The organism is Actinomadura sp. KC06, from assembly GCF_004348735.1.
Taxonomy (GTDB): domain Bacteria; phylum Actinomycetota; class Actinomycetes; order Streptosporangiales; family Streptosporangiaceae; genus Spirillospora.
Genome location: NZ_SMKT01000166.1, coordinates 1 through 19338, shown reverse-complemented (window position 1 = coordinate 19338; position 19338 = coordinate 1). Strand labels below are relative to the sequence as shown.

The following is a 19338-nucleotide window of genomic DNA, read 5'->3' as shown; positions in this document are numbered from 1 at the left end:
GGGCGGGCCTGTCGGGGGCGGCGCCGGTGTCCGGGAGGTCGGCGGTGATGGGGCCGTGCAGCATCCCGTCGCCCTGCGGCGCGAAGAGCTCCGGACGGGTGAGCGCGTGGTGGACGTCGGCGTAGCGCAGCACGGCCCAGGAGCCGGGCCGGTCGGCCATGCGGCCGTCCAGCCAGACCACCGGGGTCTTGGCCCGGAGCCGTTCCAGCCGGTCGAACGGGACGCCGCGCGCGTAGGCGTCCGCGCAGTCGACCACGCCGGCGTCGGTGATGGGCAGCGCGCCTCGCCGTTGAGGCATGGGAACCTCCTCTGCAAGACGGACGCTAACGTGTCCCGCCCGGACCCTGAAAGGTCCGGATTCGGCCGTCCGTTAGACGCTCGCGTCGCGGAGGGGGTCAGCCGGCGAGCCACTCCCCGGTCTCGACGCTGACGAGGCCGTGCCTGGCCGCCTCGATCACCGCCTCGCGCTGCGAGTGCACGCCCAGCTTGCTGAGCACGCTCTGCACGTGGCTGCGGGCGGTGCTGCGCGTCACCCCCATCGCCTTGGCGAGCGCCTGCGTCGACTCGCCGCGCGCGAGCCGCGTCAGGACCTCCCGCTCGCGCGGTGTGAGGAACCGCGCGACCTGCTGCGCCTGGCTGCGCGGCCGCGTCCCGCTCCGCCGGACGGCCTGGTCGGTGACGACCTCGCCGTCCGCGACCCGCCGCAGCACGGCGAGGATGTCGCCGGCCTGCTGGCCCTTGTGCGCGAACCCCCGCACGCCCGCCGCGATCCCCTCGTCCAGCACCGGCTGCTCAAGGAACCCGGTGAGGACGACGAACTTCGTGCGCGGGGACGCGGCGCGCAGCCTCGGCATCCAGTCGAGGGCCGTGTCGGACGGGAACTGCAGGTCGATCAGGCACACGTCCGGCTGCCTGATCCGCAGCAGGGGCATCACGTCGGCGGGGGAGTAGGCGATCCCGACGACGGTGTGCCCGGCGTCGGCCAGGACCAGCGACAGCGACTCGGCGAAGACCGCGTGGTCGTCGCAGATGACCATTCTCATGGATGGGGCCGCCAGTCGTCGGCGTGCGCGTCGGCCGCGTCCGGGACGGGCATGCCCGCCGGGTCGGGGGGCGGCGCCGCCGGAAGCAGGATCCGGACGCGCGCCCCGCCCATCTCGCAGGTGCGGATCTCCAGGCTGCCGCCGTACCCGGAGATGAGGTCGTGGACGATCCCGAGCCCCAGCGACGCGAGCCCGCGCCGCGCCTTCTGGCCGCCGGGCCGCGTGCTCGCGCCGAATCCGGGGCCGTCGTCGTCGACCTGGATGACGACCCAGCCCTGATCGGCCTCGACGCGCACGTCGACGCGCCCGTCCGCGACGCGGCAGGCGTTGTCGAGGACGTTGCGGACCGCGCGCCACAGCGCGACCGGGTCCATGTGCGCCCACGCCTCGCCGCCGTCGAAGCAGACCTCGTGCGGGGCGGCGAGCCGCATCCCGGTGACGATCTCGGCGGTGAGCTCGTCCACCCGGATCCGCTCGGGGCTCGGCGGCGGGCGGTCGGCGTTCTCGTCGTCGGCGCCGTCGTCGAGCTGGCGCAGCAGATGATCCAGCCACCGGGTCTCGCCGAGCAGCTGCTCGATGCGGGCCTTGCTGGCGTCGCCGACGTCGTCCGCGACGACGACGGCCGAGGCGAGCATGATGATGGTGCCGAGTTCGTGGCGGATGTCATGCCGGAGCCGCCGCCGCCACAGGACGTGCGGCCCGCGGGCATGCGGCCCGTCGGCATGCGTTCCACCGGCGGCGGGGAGCTCGTCGCCGGGTCCTGGTCTCCGGGGGTCGGTGCCCGCGAGCGTGCCCACGCCCGCGGGAGGTTCCACCGGAGAAAACCGAGACCACCCGTTGTCCATGGGTCCCCCCGTACGTTTTTCAAGCACTGTCTTAGACGCTCTCTCCGGGGTACGCGTGCTGTCCAGGAAATGGCCGTAACAGACCACTGTCTGTCCGGAAGTGGACACGCACCGCAGTGGGTGAACCTTTTTGATTGACGGTGCGTCAGTGTCAGGATTGTCAGTTCCCCTTGTCGTTCACCTGGCCGCCTTTCTTTCATGCCTACGGCGTAGCCGCTTTGCGCATTCCGGCGGGTGCGCCGGCGGGCCGCCGGAGAGACAGTCGGCACATGCCGAAGGTCACATTTCTCGGACATGCGGGTGCGGCGGTGGACGCGACGGCGTTTCGCCTGCTCGCGGATCCGTGGCTCGCTCCAACGGGGGCCTTTCTCGGAGCCTGGCACCAGTATCCGAGAAACGATCATCTCGATCTCGCCCCGGTGCTCGACGCGGACTGGGTCGCCGTCTCGCACGAGCACCTAGATCATTTCGACCCGTGGGTGCTGGACCGGCTTCCGGCCCGGACCCGAATCCTCATTCCGCGCTATCCGGGACCGGCCTTCCGCGAGCGCATGGCCGCCGCAGCGGGCGGCCGGCAGGTAATCGAGTTGACGGCCTGGGAGAAATTCCCGCTCGACAATCGAGGGTCCTGGATCACGGCGATTCCGGAACTCTCGCCGATGTGCCATGACGCCGCCTTTCTCATCGTCGCGGACGGCCGCGGGTTCCTGCACGGCAACGACGCCCGGCTCACCGCGGCGCAGGCCCGCCGCGCCAAGCACCTGGCGGGCGGGCGGCTCGACCTGATGGCCGTGCAGACGTCCGGGGCGTCCTGGCATCCGATCTGCTACCGGTACCCGGCCGAGGAGATGGCGAAGGTCTCCATGGACAAGCGGGTGTCGAAGCTGCGCTCCGTGCAGCGGCTCGTCCGGCAGACCGCGCCGGAGCTGGCCGTCCCGTTCGCGGGCCCGCCCTGCTTCCTGGACGCGGAGGTCGACCACCTGAACTGGGTGCTCGGCCAGGAGGACGGCGCGTTCTGCGACCCCGAGGTCGCCACGGAATGGCTGCGCGAGCACCTGCCGAACCAGCGCTGGGATTCCTTCAAGCCCGGCGACGCCATCGACCTGGACACCGGCGAGATCACCCGCGACCCCGTCTCGGCGGAGTTCTCCTTCGCCGACGCCGACCGGGGCGACTACCTCAAGCGGTACGCGGCCGACCGCGCGTCCGCCATCGCCGAGGTCATGGCGCTGTACCCCGAGCCGGGACCCGACCTGTTCGACCGGTTCACCGCCCATTTCGAGTACCTCGGCCGGCTCAGCGACTACTTCCTGCGGCAGATCGCCATGACCGTGCGGTTCGAGGTCACCGGCCCGAACGGCGGCGACTGGGACGTGGACTTCTCCCCGGACGGGGTCACGGTCGCGGTGGCGTCCCCGGACGTCCGGCCGCACTACCGGATCACCACCGCCGGACGCTGGATCGACGGCGTCCTCAACGGCCGGATGGCGTGGGAGGACCTGCTCATCTCGTTCCGGCTCAGCCTCTACCGCGACCCCGACGTCTACAACGACTACCTGGTCGGCCTGCTCAAGCACGCCAACGCGCCCGCGCTGGAGGCCGTCGAGGCGTACGAGACCGGACGCGACGAGTCCGAGCGGATCACCGTCTCCTGCGACGGCGCCCGCTACGACATCCCGCGCTACTGCCCGCACGCCGGCGAGGACCTGTCGGTGGGCGCGATCGTCCGCGACGGCCGGATCCACTGCCTCGCCCACAACTTCGCCTTCGACCTCGCGACCGGCGAATGCGTCAACGCACGCGCCGCCAATCTCACCAGCCGGAAAGTGACCTGAATCACCGTTCGCCGCGTAATCCCCCGCGACAAGTGGAGCGTGTCTGACATGGGGTTATACGTCATCTCGTGTTAGATTTCTTATCTGCTTGTCTGGGGGGATTGAAGAGTGCGCGGTTTGACCCGGACGCGGCTCGGCCTGCTGGCCGTCGCGTTCGTTCTCGTCATCGGTGTGATGGAAGTCCTGGCGCTGAAGCTCGGGTCGATGGACTTTCCTGTGCCGTCGTCCGATTCACGGCATCCGGCGGTGGCCGAAGACCCGGCGGAGAATTAGCCGCGGTCCGCGAGCCCGGCTCGGCGAGCCCGGCCCTGGGCGAGCCCCGGTCAGCGGGCCTTGTTGCGGGCCTTGAGGAGGCTCTGCAGGTCGGGGTGGTCGCCGCCGGCGGCGTCCGCCAGGGTGGGGCAGGCCCACTCGTCCTGGTGGCCCCAGGAGTAGGAGATCTCCAGCGGGGGGCGCGGCGCGAGGCGGTCCCAGCGGGCCAGGATCTGGCGGAATTGGGCCTCCGTCGGCAGCCAATACTGCTTGTCGCCTTCGGAACAGCTCTGCCCGAACGTCTGCAGGACGGGCGCGACGCGCGAGCGCGGAATTCCGGCGGCGTCCGCCATCCGGACCATCCGGTCGATCGCCCCGATGTCGCACTGCTCCTGGGTTTCGGCCGAGCCTTTGCAGGGGTAGGGGTCGAGCCCGACGAGGTCGACGCCGACGCGTTCCGGCGTGAGCGTCCTCATCGGCCAGTCGGTGAGCGAGATGAACGAGATCTGGTCCGGTGCATGCTGCCGGAGGTAGTCGGCGCGGCGGCTGATCTCCTTCGTGATCCCGGGGCATTCGCCGGGGTTGGGCTCGTCCGACAGGTACCAGCCGTAGACCTTCGGGTGGCGTCCGAACCGCTGGACGGCCCGCGCGAACGAGGCGAAGTCGAGCTCGAAGTCGCCGCAGGTGAAGTTGCCGACCCACAGCATCGCCCGCATGCCGTCCGGGACCCCGGCGATGAGCCCGTCGTCCGGCTTCACGTCCACGAGGTCGTAGCCGAGTTCCCGCAGCCGCGGGTAGTCGGCGGGCTCGGTGTTCAGCGCGATGCGGTGCGTCCGGCCCGGCTGCGTCGCGGGCGTGCCGGGCGAGGCGAGCGGCCCCCGGTACGGCTCGTGGCCGGACGGGTCAGCGCGCGCATAGACCAGGAACCCCGCGACCAGCAGCACGACCGCCGCGGCGACGGCCATGGCCTTGAACCGGATGTCCCAGAAGTCCATGCGCTCACCTTTCCGGTGCTTCCTATGCGGCGGACCCGGGCTCCTCGGCGGGATGCGCGGCCTCGGACGGCGAGGCCATCTCCGTCACCGTCCCGTCCGCCGATACCCGCAGCGGCGGGACGGTGAACCCCAGGACGTACCAGACCGTCTGGGCCAGCGTCCGGAGCGTCGCGCGCATCGACGGGTCGCTCAGGTACACCGCGTCGACCGCGGCCTGCGCCGGGGCGAGCCGCTGGACGTAGAAGGCGAGGTCGACCTCCTCGCCGGGCGGCAGGACGTCGGAGTCCCGGAACCTGACCTGGGACACGCCCGTCATCCCCGGCCGGTGGTCGAAGATCCACCGCCAGCGCGCGTCGTAGTACACCGCGAGGTCGTAGGTCTCCGGACGCGGCCCGACGAGCGTCATGTCGCCCCGCAGCACGTTCACGAGCTGCGGCAGCTCGTCCAGGTAGAAGCGGCGCAGCGCCCGCCCGACCCGGGTGACCCGCGGGTCGCTGGTCGCGGTGACCTTCATACCGCCGGCGTTCTGCCGCATCGTCCGGAACTTGAGGATGGTGAACGGCCGGCCGCCCTGCCCGACCCGGGTCTGCCGGAAGATCCCCGGGCCCCGGCTGGTCAGCCGCACCAGCGCGTAGATCAGCACCAGCGGGACGGAGAACAGCGCCAGCCCGGCCAGCGCGCCCGCGATGTCCAGCGCCCGCCGGCCGCGCGAGGGCCCGATCCCGTCGGTCGGGTCGACGGGACGGGCGATGAGGTCCTCGGACATGGTCACCCCTTGTTCCTGACGTGCTGGAACCAGGCCAGCAGAGCCGCCGTGGTGGCGATGAAGGAGACGGACGTCGCGACCGCGGCGCCGCCCGCGCCGTGCGCCGGGATCAGCACGATGCCGAGCACGACGACGACCAGCAGGCCGATGCCCTGCCCGGTGGACGCGGCCCCCGGCCGCCCGACCCCGTACAGGTAGGCCATGATCAGGCCCGTCACGCCGAACGTGACGACGCCGGCGAGACGGATGTAGGTGGGCACGACCGCGTCGTCGAACACGTCGCCGAACACCCACGGCAGCGCCGTTCCGGCGATCAGCGCGAGCGGGATCGCGGCCAGCACGGAGACGCCGAGCGCGGGCAGGATGAGCGCGGCGGTGCGGCGTGCGGCGCTCTTCTTGTCCTCCCTCGCGAAGTCCGGGTAGAGGACGTAGTTCACGGCGAGTCCCGGCAGCTGCACCAGCTCCGCGAACTTGCTCGCGACCGTGTAGACGCCGAGGACCTTCGGCCCGGCGAGCGCGCCGAGCAGCGCCATGTCGAAGCGGAGCTGGAGCAGGTCGATGAGCTGGCCGACGTAGCCGCGGAACCCGTATCCGGCGATCGACCTGCCGAGCCGCCGGTCCGGGCGTCCCCAGCCGCGGAAGAACCCGCGCCGCGCCAGCCGCCGCGCGATCCACGCGGCGGCGGCGATGTCGGCGAGGACGAGCCCGGCGACGAGGGCGCCGGGCCCGTGCCAGCCCAGCAGGATCAGGACGTAGATCGGCAGGAACACGAACTCCTCGACGGCGATGGCGAGGCTGGCGCCGTGCGGGTCGTCCGTCCCCTGGAGGAGGCCCTTGCCGACGGACACGTATCCCTGCGTGAACGACGGGATCGCCGCGGCGAGCGTCACCCAGATGCCGAACGACTTGAAGAACACGAGGAAGAGCAGCGGGCTCAGCGCGAGCCAGATCACGGCCGCCAGGACCGCGCCGATCACCGTCAGCCAGGCGAGCGTCGGCCGGACCCGGCTCTGGTCGCGGTCGTCCCGCGCCAGGAAATAGGGCGCGGCGGCCGGCAGCCCCGCGTTCGACAGGTGGCAGAGCAGCCCCGGCAGGATCCGGACGAGCGTGAAAGCCCCGACGAGCTTCGGCCCCCCGACCCGCGCGACCAGGACCGTCGCTAGCCCCAGCGACGCCAGCGCCCCCACCCGCGCCGCCATGTTCCCGGCGACGAGCGAGACGAGCCGCTTGCGGACCGCCTTCATCGCGTCGCCCTTGGAGTCGGGCGGCGGAGCGGTGACCGTCGTAGCGCGCGGGCTTACCTCATGTCCCACAGGTTTCCGCAGGTCAGGCCCGAGGTTCACCTGTGGTCCCAACGCCAGCGGACGGTGCGAACGCGGGGCGCGGCGGCCGAAGAGGTCCAGGGCGGCGATCAGACCGAAGATCGCGAAGCCGTGCCGGTAGTGCAGGACCTCGTAGAACAGGGCGCAGATGAGGAACACCGCGATGAGCGCGCCGAACAGCTCGGGATGCGGGACGAGCCGCGCGTACTCAGGTTTCAGCGCGTCCCGCCTGGCGATCCGCACGCACCGCACCACCAGCACGGACACGATCAGGATCAGCGCGAGCCCGCCGAGGAACCCGCGTTCGAGGACGGACGCGATGTAGTCGTTGTGCGCCTCGCGGACGTATGTCTCCTGCCGGAGGAGCATCTGCCTCTCGGTCTGCGCGGCGCCGATGCCCCACGGATGCTCCTGGGCCTCGATCATGTGCCAGGTCGTGGCGAAGACGGTGCTGCGCGACTCGGTGCTCTCCCCGGTCGTCCGGCCGATGGAGTCGCGGAGGATCGGGGACGCCTGGCTGGCGCGGTCCAGGAACGGCTGGATGTCGACCTGCGTGACCACCGTGACCGCGCCGCCGCCGAAGAACACGGCGGCCGCGCCGACCGCGACGGCGTGGTGCGCCTTGCCTTCCCGGAACAGCCGGAACAGGTAGCCGAGCACCAGCGCGCAGCAAAGCGCGAGCAGGCCGCCGTTCGAGCCGGTCAGGAGTTCTGCGGTGATGAGGATCCCGCACACCGTCCAGCGCTGCCATTTCTTCTCCGGGAAGCGGGTGGCGCGCGTGATGAAGAAGACGCAGATGAACCAGTTGGCCGCGTAGTTGGCGTCCCCGAAGGTGAACTGCAGCCGCTCGCCGTCGATCTGCTTGCCGGACATCGCGTCGTTCCCGATCGCGAAGCCGGTCATCATGACGAGCGCGTAGATCGTGCCGATCCAGACGAAGGCGCGCAGCGCGAGGCGGAGCAGGGCCGGGTCGCGGCCGAGGTTGGCGACGCAGACCGCCCACAGCAGGACGAACACGTCCTTGACGAGGGTGAGCACCCCGACGTCGTCGTTGGCGAGCGCCGCGACACCGCCCGCGAGGACCGTGAGCAGGGTGGGCAGCAGGAACGGCCAGCGGACGGGCAGTTTCCGCGTCCCCGCCCACAGGAACGTCGTGAGGACGACCACGATCAGCACGACGTCGGGAATCGCCGTGTTGCCGGGGCCGGGCGCGAGCCCGGCGGGCATCAGCATCGGCAGCGACGCGATGCCCGCGACGAGGGCGACCGCCTCCGGCCGCCACCGCCGCCGCCGCGGCTCAGGAGGTTTCAGGGGCGGCGCCGCCGCCGGCGCCGCCCTGGTCGCGGTCGCCGTCATGACCGCTGGTAGGGCCGCCTGGACGTGCCGCGGTACGTCTCGTCCAGCACCGTGCCGAGGTGGGCGGGGGAGAACCAGTCGCCGACCCGGCCGCGGGCGCGCTCGGCCATCCGCTCGGCGGCGGCGGGATCGTCCAGCATCGCCGCGATGGCCCCGGCGAGCTGCTCCGGGTCCTCCGGCGGGACGAGCAGGCCGGTCTCCCCGGCGAGGACGAGGTCCTGGTTGGACGGGACGGCCGTCGCGACGAGCGGGATCCCGGCGCTGATCGCCTCGACCAGCGCGCAGGGCAGGCCCTCCCAGCGGCTCGCCATCGCCATCAGGTCGAACGCGGGCAGGACGGCGGCGACGTCGTCGCTGTGGCCGAGCCAGCGCATCCGGTCCTCGATGCCGAGCTTCGCGGTGAGCTTCGCCAGGTCGTCCGCCATGGGCCCGCCGCCTACCCAGAGGCCGAACACGTCGTCCGGCAGCCGGGCGACGGCCTTCACGAAGATCTCCGGGCCCTTCTGGAAGGTGAGCCGCCCGACCGACCCGACGACCTTGACGCCGAGGGGCAGGTCGAGGCGGCGGCGCGCCTGCGCCCTGGACCCGGGGGCGGTCACGTAGGCGTCGACGTCCACGGCGGGCCACGACAGCCGCACCCGCTCCGGCGTCGTGAGGCCGAGCCGCAGCGCGGTCGTCACCGTGTCCGTCCCGACGCCGAGGAACGCGTCGGTGTGCTTGGCGGCGATGCGTTCGAGGCGGATGTAGGCGGTGCGCCGCGCCCACGACTGGAACTCGTTGAACGGGAACCCGTGCCAGGTGTGCACGATGCGGGGCACGCCGGCGCGCGCCGCCGCGAGCCGCCCGATGACGCCCGCCTTGGACGAGTGCGTGTGGACGACGTCGTACCGCCCCTCCGCGAGCACCCTGGTCAGGGTGGACAGCGCGGTGAAGTCGTCGCGCGGCGAGATCTGCGGCACCAGCGGCCCCACCTGGACGATCTCCATCCCGGCGCGGTGCGCGTCCGGCGTGAGGTCCCCGGCGGCGGCGTTCGCGACGGCCTCCTCGCCGTACAGCACGGTGCCGCGCCCGGCGGACGGCTCGCTGTCCATGCCGACGCCGCCGGTCACGATCGCCCGCTCGTACGTGCCGTCCGGCAGCGCCAGCGCCCCGTTCAGCGCCACCCGCCCGCCGCCGCCGTTGAAGCGGGTGATCACCTGCGCGACGCGCAGCTTCCTACTTGTGCTCATGGATCACCTCACAGGCCGGGAGGGGGCGCCGCGGCGGCCGGTACTCCGGCAGCAGGCGGCGCAGCAGCAGCCGCACCCCGTCCGCGTCGCCCGCCCCGGCCGCCTCGGCGAGCGCGTCGAGCAGCCGCGGCAGCCCGGCGGGCGGCGGCGCGGCGCGGGTGCCCCAGATCTTCGGGTGGGCGGTGCGGAGCCGCGGCTCGGAGTCGGCGAACGCCTTCTCGGCGAGCTTCTCGCCGGGCCGTAGCCCGCTGAACCTGATCGTCACCGCGGGCGTGTGGAGCTGCGCCGCGTACCGGTGCACGAGGTCGACCACCGGGACGGGCCCCAGGTCGAGCGCGAACGTCTCCGCCTCCTCGGCGAGCGCCGCCGCCTCGATCAGCAGGCCCGCCGCCTCCGTCACCGTCATGACGTGCCGCGCCGCCTCCGGATGCGCGACCGTGACGACCTCGCCCGCCGCGATCGGGTGCGCGAGCGGGCCGAGCGGCGCGCCCGGCGCGCCGATGACGTCGCCGACGCGGACGGCGGCGAAGCACGTCGGCCCGCCCGTCGCGGTCCGCAGCAGCAGCTCCCCGAGCCGCATCGTCGCGCCGAGCACCGACGTCGGCTCCGCCGCCCGGTCCGACGAGACGAGCACGAGCCGCCGCGTCCCGTGCCGCACCGCGCTGTCGACGACGTGCCGGGTGCCGAGCACGTTGTCGGCGACGCCGCGGCACGGGTCGTCCTCGACCTCGGACAGCCGGTGCCGTCCCGCCGCGTGGAAGAGCAGCTCGGGCCGCGCGTCCCCGACGACGGCGTCGACGCGGTCCGCGTCGCGCACGTCCGCCTCCGCGAGGGTGACCCGGCAGCCGCCGGGCTCCCCGGCCAGCTCGCGGACCAGCCGCTCCAGCCCGCGCTCGTCCTTGTCGACGAGGCACAGCGCGGCCGGGCCGAGCCGCCCTATCCGCCGGCACAGCGCGCCGCCGACCGTCCCGCAGGCGCCCGTGACGAGCACCCGCCGGCCGCGGACGAGACGCAGCCCGCGCAGCTCGGCGAGCACGATCTCGTCTCGGTCCAGCAGCAGCGCGAACGGGCTGGCGGGCGGTGGCGCCGCGGCGGGCACGGCGGCCCGGCGGAGCCGGTGCGGCGCGAACCAGCGCATGTCAGCTCCGGGTCCGCAGCGCCTCGGAGAGCGCGGCGACGACCTTGTGCTGGCCGTCCGCCGTCAGGCCCGGGTAGAGCGGCAGCGACAGCAGCTCCTCGCCGACCCGGTTGGTCACGGGCAGGTGCCCGCACTCCTCCTCACCGAGGATCTGCCGGTAGGCGGTGAGCTGGTGGGCCGGGATGAAGTGGACGGACGTCCCCACCCCCGCCGCCTGCATCGCGTCGCCCACCGCGTCGCGGTCCGGGACGCGCACCTGGTAGAGATGCCAGGCGTGCTGGACGCCGTCGAGGCTGTTCCGCTGCGGAAGGACGACCCCGGGCACCTGCGCCAGAGCCTCGTCGTAGCGGGCGACGAGTTCCTCGCGAGCTTGCTGCCAGCCGGGCAGCGACCGGATCTGGGCGCGGCCGATCGTCGACTGGACGTCGGTCATGTTCGCCTTCAGCCCGATGGACTTCACGTCGTACCGCCAGCTCCCGCCCGGCAGGTACCGCTTCCACGAGTCCTTGCTCATCCCGTGCAGCCGCATCGACCGGACCCGGTCGGCGAACTCCTCGTCGCGGGTCGCGACCGCACCGCCCTCGCCGATCGGCATGTTCTTCGTCGCGTAGAAGGAGAAGCACGCCGCGTGCGACTCCGAGCCGACGGGCTTGCCGCCGCGCGCCGCGCCCGGCCCGTGCGCGGTGTCCTCCACCACCCGGCTCCGGTCGAGGCCGGCCGCCGCGGCGAGAGCGGCCACGTCCACCGGGTAGCCGCCCTGGTTCTGGGTGACCATCGCGGCGGGCTTCACCCTGGCAGCCGCCGCGGCGACGGTCTCCGGGCTCGGGACCAGCGTCTCCTCGTCGATGTCGGCGAAGACCGGACGGTGCCCGGCGTGCAGGATCGCGTTGATCGCGCCGCAGAACGTCAGGCTGGGCGTCAGCACCGGCGAGCCCGGCGGCAGGTCCATCGCGCGCAGGCTCAGCTCCAGCGCGCTCGTGCACGAGGCGACCGCGACGACGTGCGCGGCGCCGAGATAGTCGGCGAACTCCTGCTCGAACGCGGCGGTCTCCGGGCCGGTGGTGAGCCATCGGGAGTCGAGCACCTTGGCGACCGCGTCGGGCACCCCGTCGGTGAGCGGCGGGACGCAGAACGGAACGGCTGAACTCATTCGGCTTCTCCTAGATGTCGCGGGCCTTGCGGGGCCAGCGGGACGTGGTCGTGCGGGACGTCGTCTTGCGGGACGGTGTCGTCTTGCGGGACGCGGCCACGACGCCGAGCAGCGGCCAGCCGGACGCGGCGACGAGGTCGCGGACGGTCTCCAGCCCGGACACCGTCGTCACCGGCCCGACCGCCACGACCACGCCGACGGTCTCGTCCGAGCCGGGGTCGATGTCCTCGAACGCGTGCACGTGGCACAGCCGGCGGACCGGCACCGGCTGGGTGATCTCCGACGGGGACGCCTCGCCGGACTTCTTCGTCATGACGGCTGTGCCGCCGCCCGCGCGGACCACCGACGTGCTCTTCTTGCCGCCGGGCCCGCCGCTGTTGAGGGACGGCTTCTCGCCGTCCGCGCCGTCTTCGCCGGTCTCGTCGGGTTCGTCGTCCTCGACCGCCTGGCTGCGCCTCGGCGGGACGGGCCGCGTCTCGTCCCCGTACACCGCCAGCGCCACCGCCGACACCAGCCCGGCGGGCAGCGGCCCGGGCGCCCCGACCAGCGCGACCCGGTCGACGCCCTCCCGCTTGGCGGCGAGCCGCGTCCGGCGGCCGAGGTCGGCGAGCTGCGCGGTCCCCCGGTCGGCCCAGCCGAGCAGCGGCACCCCGAGCCGCCGCGCGACCCGCCGCTGGCCGGGGATCGTGGGCCGGACCATCTCCGTCACGACCGCGATCAGGATCCCGCCGACCAGCCCGACCAGCCCCGCGATCGCCGACATCATCACCGTCGGGTCCGTCTTCGGGGCGAGCACGGCGGGCTGCACGACCGTCGCCGTCCCGGCCGAGGTCAGCTGCGTCAGCAGGGCCGAGCGATCCGACCGGAGATCGGTCAGCTCCGTCTGCACCCGCTCGCGCTCGTTGGCCGCGTCGATGTCCGGCACCGGCTGCGCCGCCGCCCGCCGCGACAGCGGCCCGAGCCGCCTCTCCAGCGTCCGGACGCGCTTGTCGATCTCGGTCATCCGCTGCCGGATCGTCCCCTGGTTGGACTCGTTGATCTCCCGGACGACCTCGGCGCCGATGGCGTCCGTCAGCGCCCGCGCCACGGCCGGGTCGGAGTCCTTCACCGACAGCTCCACGACGGTGGACGTCCCGAGCCCCGACACCCCGATGGCCTTCGCCACCTTCGGCGCCGACCGGTCGACCCCCTGGCGCCGCAGCACCTCGCGCAGCAGGGTGTCGCTGGTCGCGAACGCCTTGACCTGGCTGACCACGATGCTCACGCCCGCGTCCCCGGTCGCCGCGTCGGCCGCCGCGCCGCCCGACTGCAGCCGCGACTTCGCGACGGACGGCGGCTCCTGCCCGCTCATCAGCAGCGCCGCCAGCGTCAGCGGGAGAACCGTCATGACCAGCAGGAGCGCCCAGTAGCTGCGAACCACCCGCGCGGCGACTTCGTCGATCTCCACGTCTTCCCCTCCGGCTTCGTCAACCGCGAGCGTAGAAACGGGATAAGCCGGAGCAATCGCGCAAAAGACGATCCCGGACTACGCCGTTTGCATCAGGACGCGGGCCGCGGATTCAGCCGTCCGACGGGCGCATCCCGGCGCGCATCGCGAGCGTGATCGCCTCCAGCGCGGAATGCATGTCGAGCTTCGCCAGCAGGTTCTGCGTGTGGGTGCGGACGGTGTTCGCCGACAGCCCGAGCCGCTCGGCGATCTCCGCGCGGCCGAGACCGTCCACCATGCACTGCAGGACCTCCCGCTCCCGCGGCGTCAGCCCCGCCAGCAGCCGCGCCCCGCCGTTCTGCTCGCCCTCGTCGCGCAGCAGCCGGCGCAGGACCTCGCCCAGCACGTCCGGCGGGATCCAGCCGCCCCGCCACGCCGCCGACCGGATCACCTGCGCGACCAGGTCGGCGCTCTGGGTCTTCTCCAGCCAGCCCACCGCGCCCCGGCGGAGGGCCTGCACCATCGCGTCCATGTCGCTCATCGCGGTCAGCATCACGACCCGGACCTCCGGATCCGACTCGCGGACCCGGTCCAGGACCTCCAGCCCGCTCTCCGCGCCCAGCGTCAGGTCGAGGACGAGCACCCGCGGGCGCTCGGTGGCGGTCAGCGCGAGTGCGCGCCGCACGTCGGCGGCGATCGGGAGGATCACCAGATCGGGCTCGCGGCTCAACCGGGCCGCGAGGGCCTCGGCGAAGAGCGCGTGATCGTCCACGATGAGGACGCGGATCTGTTCCATCCACCGACGATGACCGGCGGCGGCGACCGGCGGATCCTGCAAACGCTGTACTTCGATCGCACGCTCGATCGTGACGGCCGGGACCGGACACCCCTCGCGCGGCGTCCCGCAGAGAATCGCGTACGCGGACGCGAAATCTCGGCGCGAGGTTCACCGCCGTCCAGACTCGGTCACATGGAGTTCTGGGCGTTGACCGGCCGCGATCGCCTGCTGATTCTGATCCCTGTCATTTGAGGGGACGTACTGGCAATCAGGGGATGGCCCATGAAAGTCCTGATCACAGGGGGAGCCGGATTCATCGGCAGCACGATCGCCTCCGCCTTCGCCGAACGCGGCGTCACGCCCGTCGTGCTCGACAGCCTGGTCACCGGCCGGCAGGAGTTCGCCGACGGCAAGATCTTCTACCGGGGCGACATCGCGGACGGCGACCTGGTCGACGAGATCTTCCAGCGCCATCCCGAGATCGTCGCGACCGTCCACTGCGCGGCGCTGATCGTCGTGCCCGACTCGATGGCCGACCCGCTGCGCTACTACCGGGTCAACCTGACCAAGACGCTCGACCTCGCGGGGCATCTCGTCCGCAACGGCTGCGACCGGATGATCTTCGCGTCCACCGCCGGGATGTACCGCCCCGAGCCGGACCTCTCGGTCACCGAGACCTCCGCCCTGGAGCCGCAGAACCCGTACACCCGCTCGAAGATGATGGCTGAGCTCCTCTTGGAGGACTTCTGCAAGGCGTACGGCCTGCGCGTCATCTCGCTGCGCTACCTCAACCCGATCGGCGCCGACCCGCAGCTCCGCACCGGGCTGCAGAACAGCAAGCCGACCCACGCCCTGGGCAAGATGATCGAGTGCCACACCCTGGGCGTCCCGTTCACGATCACCGGCGTGGACTGGGAGACCCGCGACGGCACCGCGATCCGCGACTACATCCACGTCTGGGACATCGCCCGCGCCTTCTCCGAGGCCGAGGCACGCTTCGACTCGATCGTCCCGCCGCGCGGCGAGGGCTCCGGCTACGAGGTCATCAACCTGGGCACCGGCGACGGGACGACCGTCCGCGAACTGGTCGAAGCCTTCCGCGAGGTGGTCGGCGACGATTTCAAGGCCGAAGAGGCACCGGCCCGTCCCGGCGACGTGGTGGGCGCATTCGTCAACCCGGCCAAAGCGTGGGAACTGCTCGGCTGGAAACCGGAATACACCATCGAGGACGCCATCCGCCATTCCCTCCAATGGGCCGAACGCCGCCGCGAGCTGGACGTCGCCTGACGCCCTGCCCCGCCCGCACGGGCTCGTCCGGTCCTCCCGGCACCCCTCACGACCCGGGAGGACCGGACGGGCCGGCGCTCAGAGCCGCGTGGCCGCGGTCACGAACATCGGAAGGGCGAAGAACAACCGCCCGTCCCGCCCCCGTTCACGCTGCTCGGCGACCCATCCGTCGGCCTCCGCCTCGCTGATCGCCCCCACCGATCGCACCTTGGCGGCCATGTCGGCCAGTATGGTCACCGCCGCCGCGTCCCTGGAGACCATCATGTGGGCCTCCACGCTGACGTCGACGAAACCGGCTTCCGCCAGCAGCCGCGGGAGGCGCCGGACGACGCGCGGCTCGGTGATCATGTCGGCGCGAGCATGCACGATTCTCCGGGTGAGCGCGGCATCGTCGGAGTCGATGATGAAGGTGTCCCAGTCCTGCCCCACCACCACGATGCGCCCGCCCGAGGCGAGCACGCGCCGCGCCTCATCGATCGCCCGAGCGGGGTCGTCCACGGCGTGGTACACCTTGTCGGCCCGATAGCCGCGCAGCGCCCCGTCCACGAAGGGCAGCCCGTAGGCGTCCGCCATCCGGAAGTCCTCGCCGGGCCAGCGCTCCCGGGCCAGGGAGATCATCCGCTCGTCCGGATCGATCCCGACCACCTGCGCCCCCCGCATGCCCATCTCCGCGACCGCCCGCCCGGCCCCGCACCCGACATCGACCACCGCCACGTCCGCCGCGATGCCGAGCAACTCGTAGGACCACATCCGCAACTCGCGCATCTCGGGAATGCTCTCCGCGAGATCGAGCTGAGCGATGAGCGCGTCAGAACCGCTTGCCTTCTGCTTCTGATCCATGACCAGAACCCTGCAACTTAAAGCCCACTTGAAGTCAACCCGGCTGTGGCGACCTCACGGGAGCCGGAGGGTCAGGTGGAGGCAGGTCGTCAGAAGCCAGCGAAGGACTATGACTGACTTCCTCTGGCGCTTGGGTCCCGCAGGGCTTGTCCAGGTGCCGTCCGGTCGGCGGGTGGACCCGCGGTGCGCGACGTGCACTCGCCGGGTTCGCGGGACGGCGTCGTGGAGCCGACGTCCCAGTTCGGCGGCGCTCCGGGCCTCCACCAGACGATCCGGCCCGGCGGGCTACCAGGTGGACGGGAACATGCGGTGCTTGAGGAGGCCGTCCACCTCGTCGGCGGCCTGTTTCGCGTCGCCGCAGGGGCAGAGGTAGCCGTGCCTTCCCCGCCCGGCCTCGTAGTAGGCCCAGTTCCCGCCGGGTGTGGCGCGGACGTGAACCGCGACGCGGACGTGGCGGTCCGGGCTGAACGCGAGGACCCACAGGAGCGGGGGACGGGTCGGGAACTCGTCGGCCTGGTAGAGCTTGATGTGCCGGTAGCCCTTGGGCGTGAGGGCGACGGCGAGCAGGTCGAGATGGTGGATGGCCGTGGCGCGTCCCAGACGGGTCCGCCACCGCAGCAGGTGGCGGCCCGCCTGGACGTTCAGCGGGCGCAGCGGGCCCATACGAGCTTTCCCTTCTTGCCGAGCCGCCGGACCCCCCAGTCGTGGACCATCTGCGTCATGAGCAGCAGGCCGCGCCCGCTCTCGGCGTCGCCGTCCTCGTCCCGGACGACGGGGAGCGCGGTGCCCTCGTCCTCGACCTCGATGACGGTGAGCGGCTCGCACCCGTCCGGGAAGATGCGGACGACGATGCGCCCGACACCGACGTGCTTGTAGGCGTTGGTCACCAGTTCGGTAACCACGAGCCGTCCGTCGAAGTCGTCGGTGTGCCCGAGCTCGCGGAACCGCTCGGTGAGGTAGCGCCGCGCTTTCACGGGCGCCTGGTCGTCCGGCTCCAGCACGAGCGCTGGCTTCTCCGGCGCGAAGTCAGTCGGCCATCTCCGCGCGGCCGTCGGGACGTGTCCTCCACCGGGTCGGGACGTATCCGGCATAGTTTGGGCGGACGGCGAGCCTGGCGGGCGACCGGTCCGGCGGGTCATATCGGACATGGTGGGGTAGCTCTCCATAGTCGGACGGCGAGGAGCTTGATCGCGATTTGTTTCAACAAATCGCGGGCCGTGCTCATCGTGCCGGTACGCTGCGATGCTGTCAATAAGCTTCAACAAATCTGCTCACTGTGAGGGGTTGGAGACGTGGGGTCAGCTCGGTACACGGAGATCGCCGACGACCTGTTGCGCCGGATCGACGAGGGTGAGTGGGAAGCGGGAGAGACCCTGCCGCAGATGGAGAAGCTGGCGAAGCACTACGACGTCAGCCGCAACGCGGTGGCGCGTGCGGTCGGCAAGCTCGCGAAGGAGGGGCGTCTCGTCTCCGTGCCGCGTCGAGGCACGGTCGTCCGGCCCAAGCACCGCAAGACGGTGATGCGCAGCGACGTCGTGAAGCGCAACACCAGGCATGTGAAGGACGGCGAGGAGTTCGCGGGCGGGTACAGCTTCCCGGCGGCCATGGGCAATGAGCTTTGGGCGCATCACGTCAAACCGGAGGTCGGCAAGGCCCCGCTGATGGATCCTCGTCTCGCCCATATGCTGAACGTTCCGGTCGGCGAGATGGTGATCAGGCGGCTGCGGGTCACCGGGCCGGACGGCGAACCGGCATTCCAGATCTCCACGACGTGGATCCATCCCCGCATCACCGCCGAGATCCCGGAAGTGGAGGAGCCGTACGGCACCGGGCCGGGCGCGTGGATCGATGCGATCGAGGCCAAAGGGCACGGCCCGCTGGAATGGCTCGAACGCCGCCGGGTACGGATGCCGACCGTGGCCGAGACCAAGCTGCTTCTCATTCCGGCCGAACTTCCCGTATGGGAAATCGTCCGGATCAGCTACAGCGCCAAGGATGAGAATGCCGTCGACGTGACCCAGGTGATCATTCCCGGCGACCGCATGGAAGAGGTGTCGCGCCTGCGCCGGGACGAGTCCGCACGCTGGCCGCACGCCACGGCAGGTCCCGATGGTCCTCCCATCGCCCCGAACAAGCAACGCGAAGACTGACAACGAACGTCATGGAGAACTGATGGGGTTGAGCAAGGAGGAATGGCGCAAGGCTTCGCGCAGCACGGTTCAGAACGACAACTGTGTTGAGGTAGCAGGCACCCCGAAAATTGTAGCGTTCCGTGACAGCAAGGACCCCGACGGTCCCAAGCTCATCATTAGCATCAGCGATTTCCAACATTTCACGAACGTTCTCAAGCGTCTTTACTTCGACATGCTGATTACCCCAGCGGAGTCATGAAACAAATGAGCGTTAACGTAGTGACTTCCGGCGGTTCGCTGAGGCGCTCAAGGAGCGCTGACGGGCGCTTGTGGCAGACGGCCCGGAGCGGTGTCCGCTATGGGTTGAGGGTGCGGGCGTGATCGAGCGCGTCGTCTAGTAGGTGGGTAAGGCGCCGTTTGCCCTCTGCGGAGGGGGTTCCACTCTGCCAGGCGCTGGCAACCTGCCACCCGTTATCGGACAGCGGGGGAATGGGGTGCCTGGTTTCAATGGTGTCTGGGAGCTGCGGCAGTCTGATCATCAGCCAGTCGGTTCCGAGAGCGGCGGCGGCGGCGATTCCGTTGGCCGCGAGGGCGGCAACGCCGAACAGCGGGATGATCGGGGCGTCGTCAGGGGCGATTTCCTCGAACCGTTCCAGGAATTCGGGGTGGGTGCGAAGTTCCCATCCATCGAGGGTGAAGATGTCGCCGATCTTGGGGCGGCGGGCTCGCGCTTTGAGGTAGTCGAGAAGCACCTGGTTGGCCGGGTGGTGGAGCAGGACGGGGTCGCTTCGTTCCATGACCGCCAGCGTAGAAGCCGTGGTATTGAGGCGCTGCTGTGTCGAGTGGCGCGACATTCCGAGACGGCATGAAGGCCGTCCGCTGGTGTCCGATCATGGGCCCGGATGGGGTCCTGGACGGGCGGTAGGTCGGGGCTGGGGCGGTTT

General features: G+C 71.4%; 20 protein-coding genes and 1 pseudogene. 6 read left to right on the top strand and 15 right to left on the bottom strand.

Going from position 1 to position 19338, the window contains the following annotated elements:
- The 3 genes and pseudogenes from E1287_RS35045 to E1287_RS35035 all read right to left on the bottom strand — a co-directional run.
- Positions 1–298 (bottom strand): annotated as a pseudogene (locus tag E1287_RS35045) (hypothetical protein); the annotation flags it as partial.
- A 97-nt stretch (positions 299–395) separates the two neighbouring features.
- Entirely contained in the window at positions 396–1043 is a 648-nt protein-coding gene (locus E1287_RS35040; protein ID WP_131969578.1) for a response regulator transcription factor, read from the bottom strand.
- A complete protein-coding gene (locus E1287_RS35035; protein WP_165969354.1) occupies positions 1040–1858 on the bottom strand; it encodes a HAMP domain-containing sensor histidine kinase in 819 nt (272 codons plus the stop codon). The genes E1287_RS35040 and E1287_RS35035 overlap by 4 nt, the downstream gene beginning before the upstream one ends.
- 299 nt (positions 1859–2157) lie before the next feature.
- On the opposite strand from E1287_RS35035, the gene E1287_RS35030 reads away from it, so the two are divergent.
- Complete coding sequence (locus E1287_RS35030; protein WP_131969576.1) at positions 2158–3723, top strand: Rieske 2Fe-2S domain-containing protein; 1566 nt, start codon at positions 2158–2160, stop codon at positions 3721–3723.
- Positions 3724–3831: 108 nt separating this feature from the next.
- Positions 3832–3996, top strand: a complete 165-nt coding sequence (locus E1287_RS44235; RefSeq protein ID WP_165969353.1) for a hypothetical protein — start codon at positions 3832–3834, stop codon at positions 3994–3996.
- A 50-nt stretch (positions 3997–4046) separates the two neighbouring features.
- Here E1287_RS44235 and E1287_RS35025 read toward each other — a convergent pair whose 3' ends face one another.
- The 8 genes from E1287_RS35025 to E1287_RS34990 form a co-directional block, all read right to left on the bottom strand.
- A complete protein-coding gene (locus E1287_RS35025; RefSeq protein WP_131969575.1) occupies positions 4047–4970 on the bottom strand; it encodes a hypothetical protein in 924 nt (307 codons plus the stop codon).
- Between the two features lie 22 nt (positions 4971–4992).
- On the bottom strand, positions 4993–5736 hold the full coding sequence (locus E1287_RS35020; RefSeq protein ID WP_131969574.1) for a sugar transferase: 744 nt from the start codon (positions 5734–5736) through the stop codon (positions 4993–4995).
- 2 nt (positions 5737–5738) lie between these two features.
- The gene (locus E1287_RS35015; RefSeq protein WP_131969573.1) at positions 5739–8414 is read right to left on the bottom strand and encodes a lipopolysaccharide biosynthesis protein; all 2676 of its coding nucleotides are present in this window, start codon (positions 8412–8414) and stop codon (positions 5739–5741) included.
- Entirely contained in the window at positions 8411–9643 is a 1233-nt protein-coding gene (locus E1287_RS35010; RefSeq protein WP_131969572.1) for a glycosyltransferase, read from the bottom strand. The genes E1287_RS35015 and E1287_RS35010 overlap by 4 nt, the downstream gene beginning before the upstream one ends.
- Positions 9630–10781, bottom strand: coding sequence for an SDR family NAD(P)-dependent oxidoreductase (locus tag E1287_RS35005; RefSeq protein ID WP_131969571.1), 1152 nt, complete (start codon positions 10779–10781; stop codon positions 9630–9632). Before E1287_RS35005 ends, E1287_RS35010 begins: the two co-directional genes overlap by 14 nt.
- 1 nt (position 10782) lies before the next feature.
- Positions 10783–11931: a DegT/DnrJ/EryC1/StrS aminotransferase family protein gene (locus E1287_RS35000; RefSeq protein ID WP_131969570.1), complete on the bottom strand. Its 1149-nt coding sequence runs from the start codon at positions 11929–11931 to the stop codon at positions 10783–10785.
- A 10-nt stretch (positions 11932–11941) separates the two neighbouring features.
- On the bottom strand, positions 11942–13378 hold the full coding sequence (locus tag E1287_RS34995) for a hypothetical protein (RefSeq protein WP_131969569.1): 1437 nt from the start codon (positions 13376–13378) through the stop codon (positions 11942–11944).
- Between the two features lie 112 nt (positions 13379–13490).
- On the bottom strand, positions 13491–14153 hold the full coding sequence (locus E1287_RS34990; RefSeq protein WP_131969568.1) for a response regulator transcription factor: 663 nt from the start codon (positions 14151–14153) through the stop codon (positions 13491–13493).
- A 9-nt stretch (positions 14154–14162) separates the two neighbouring features.
- On the opposite strand from E1287_RS34990, the gene E1287_RS34985 reads away from it, so the two are divergent.
- Both E1287_RS34985 and galE read left to right on the top strand, forming a co-directional pair.
- The gene (locus tag E1287_RS34985) at positions 14163–14387 is read left to right on the top strand and encodes a hypothetical protein (protein ID WP_131969567.1); all 225 of its coding nucleotides are present in this window, start codon (positions 14163–14165) and stop codon (positions 14385–14387) included.
- A 30-nt stretch (positions 14388–14417) separates the two neighbouring features.
- Positions 14418–15422: a UDP-glucose 4-epimerase GalE gene (gene galE, locus E1287_RS34980; RefSeq protein WP_131969566.1), complete on the top strand. Its 1005-nt coding sequence runs from the start codon at positions 14418–14420 to the stop codon at positions 15420–15422.
- Between the two features lie 78 nt (positions 15423–15500).
- On the opposite strand, the gene E1287_RS34975 is transcribed toward galE, so the two are convergent.
- The 3 genes from E1287_RS34975 to E1287_RS34965 form a co-directional block, all read right to left on the bottom strand.
- Positions 15501–16262, bottom strand: a complete 762-nt coding sequence (locus tag E1287_RS34975) for a methyltransferase domain-containing protein (protein WP_131969565.1) — start codon at positions 16260–16262, stop codon at positions 15501–15503.
- Between the two features lie 285 nt (positions 16263–16547).
- Complete coding sequence (locus tag E1287_RS34970; protein ID WP_131969564.1) at positions 16548–16925, bottom strand: hypothetical protein; 378 nt, start codon at positions 16923–16925, stop codon at positions 16548–16550.
- Positions 16904–17263: an ATP-binding protein gene (locus E1287_RS34965; protein ID WP_165969352.1), complete on the bottom strand. Its 360-nt coding sequence runs from the start codon at positions 17261–17263 to the stop codon at positions 16904–16906. Before E1287_RS34965 ends, E1287_RS34970 begins: the two co-directional genes overlap by 22 nt.
- A gap of 291 nt (positions 17264–17554) precedes the next feature.
- Here E1287_RS34965 and E1287_RS34960 point away from each other — a divergent pair, with 291 nt between their 5' ends.
- The gene (locus tag E1287_RS34960) at positions 17555–18412 is read left to right on the top strand and encodes a GntR family transcriptional regulator (RefSeq protein WP_131969562.1); all 858 of its coding nucleotides are present in this window, start codon (positions 17555–17557) and stop codon (positions 18410–18412) included.
- Between the two features lie 22 nt (positions 18413–18434).
- Positions 18435–18653 carry a DUF397 domain-containing protein gene (locus tag E1287_RS34955; protein WP_131969561.1) on the top strand — a complete coding sequence of 73 codons (219 nt, stop codon included), beginning with the start codon at positions 18435–18437 and terminating at the stop codon, positions 18651–18653.
- 97 nt (positions 18654–18750) lie between these two features.
- Here the strand turns inward: E1287_RS34955 and E1287_RS34950 are convergent, their stop codons facing one another.
- Positions 18751–19191 (bottom strand): hypothetical protein, encoded by a 441-nt coding sequence (locus tag E1287_RS34950; protein WP_131969560.1) that lies wholly within the window; start codon positions 19189–19191, stop codon positions 18751–18753.
- Positions 19192–19338 lie beyond the last annotated feature (147 nt).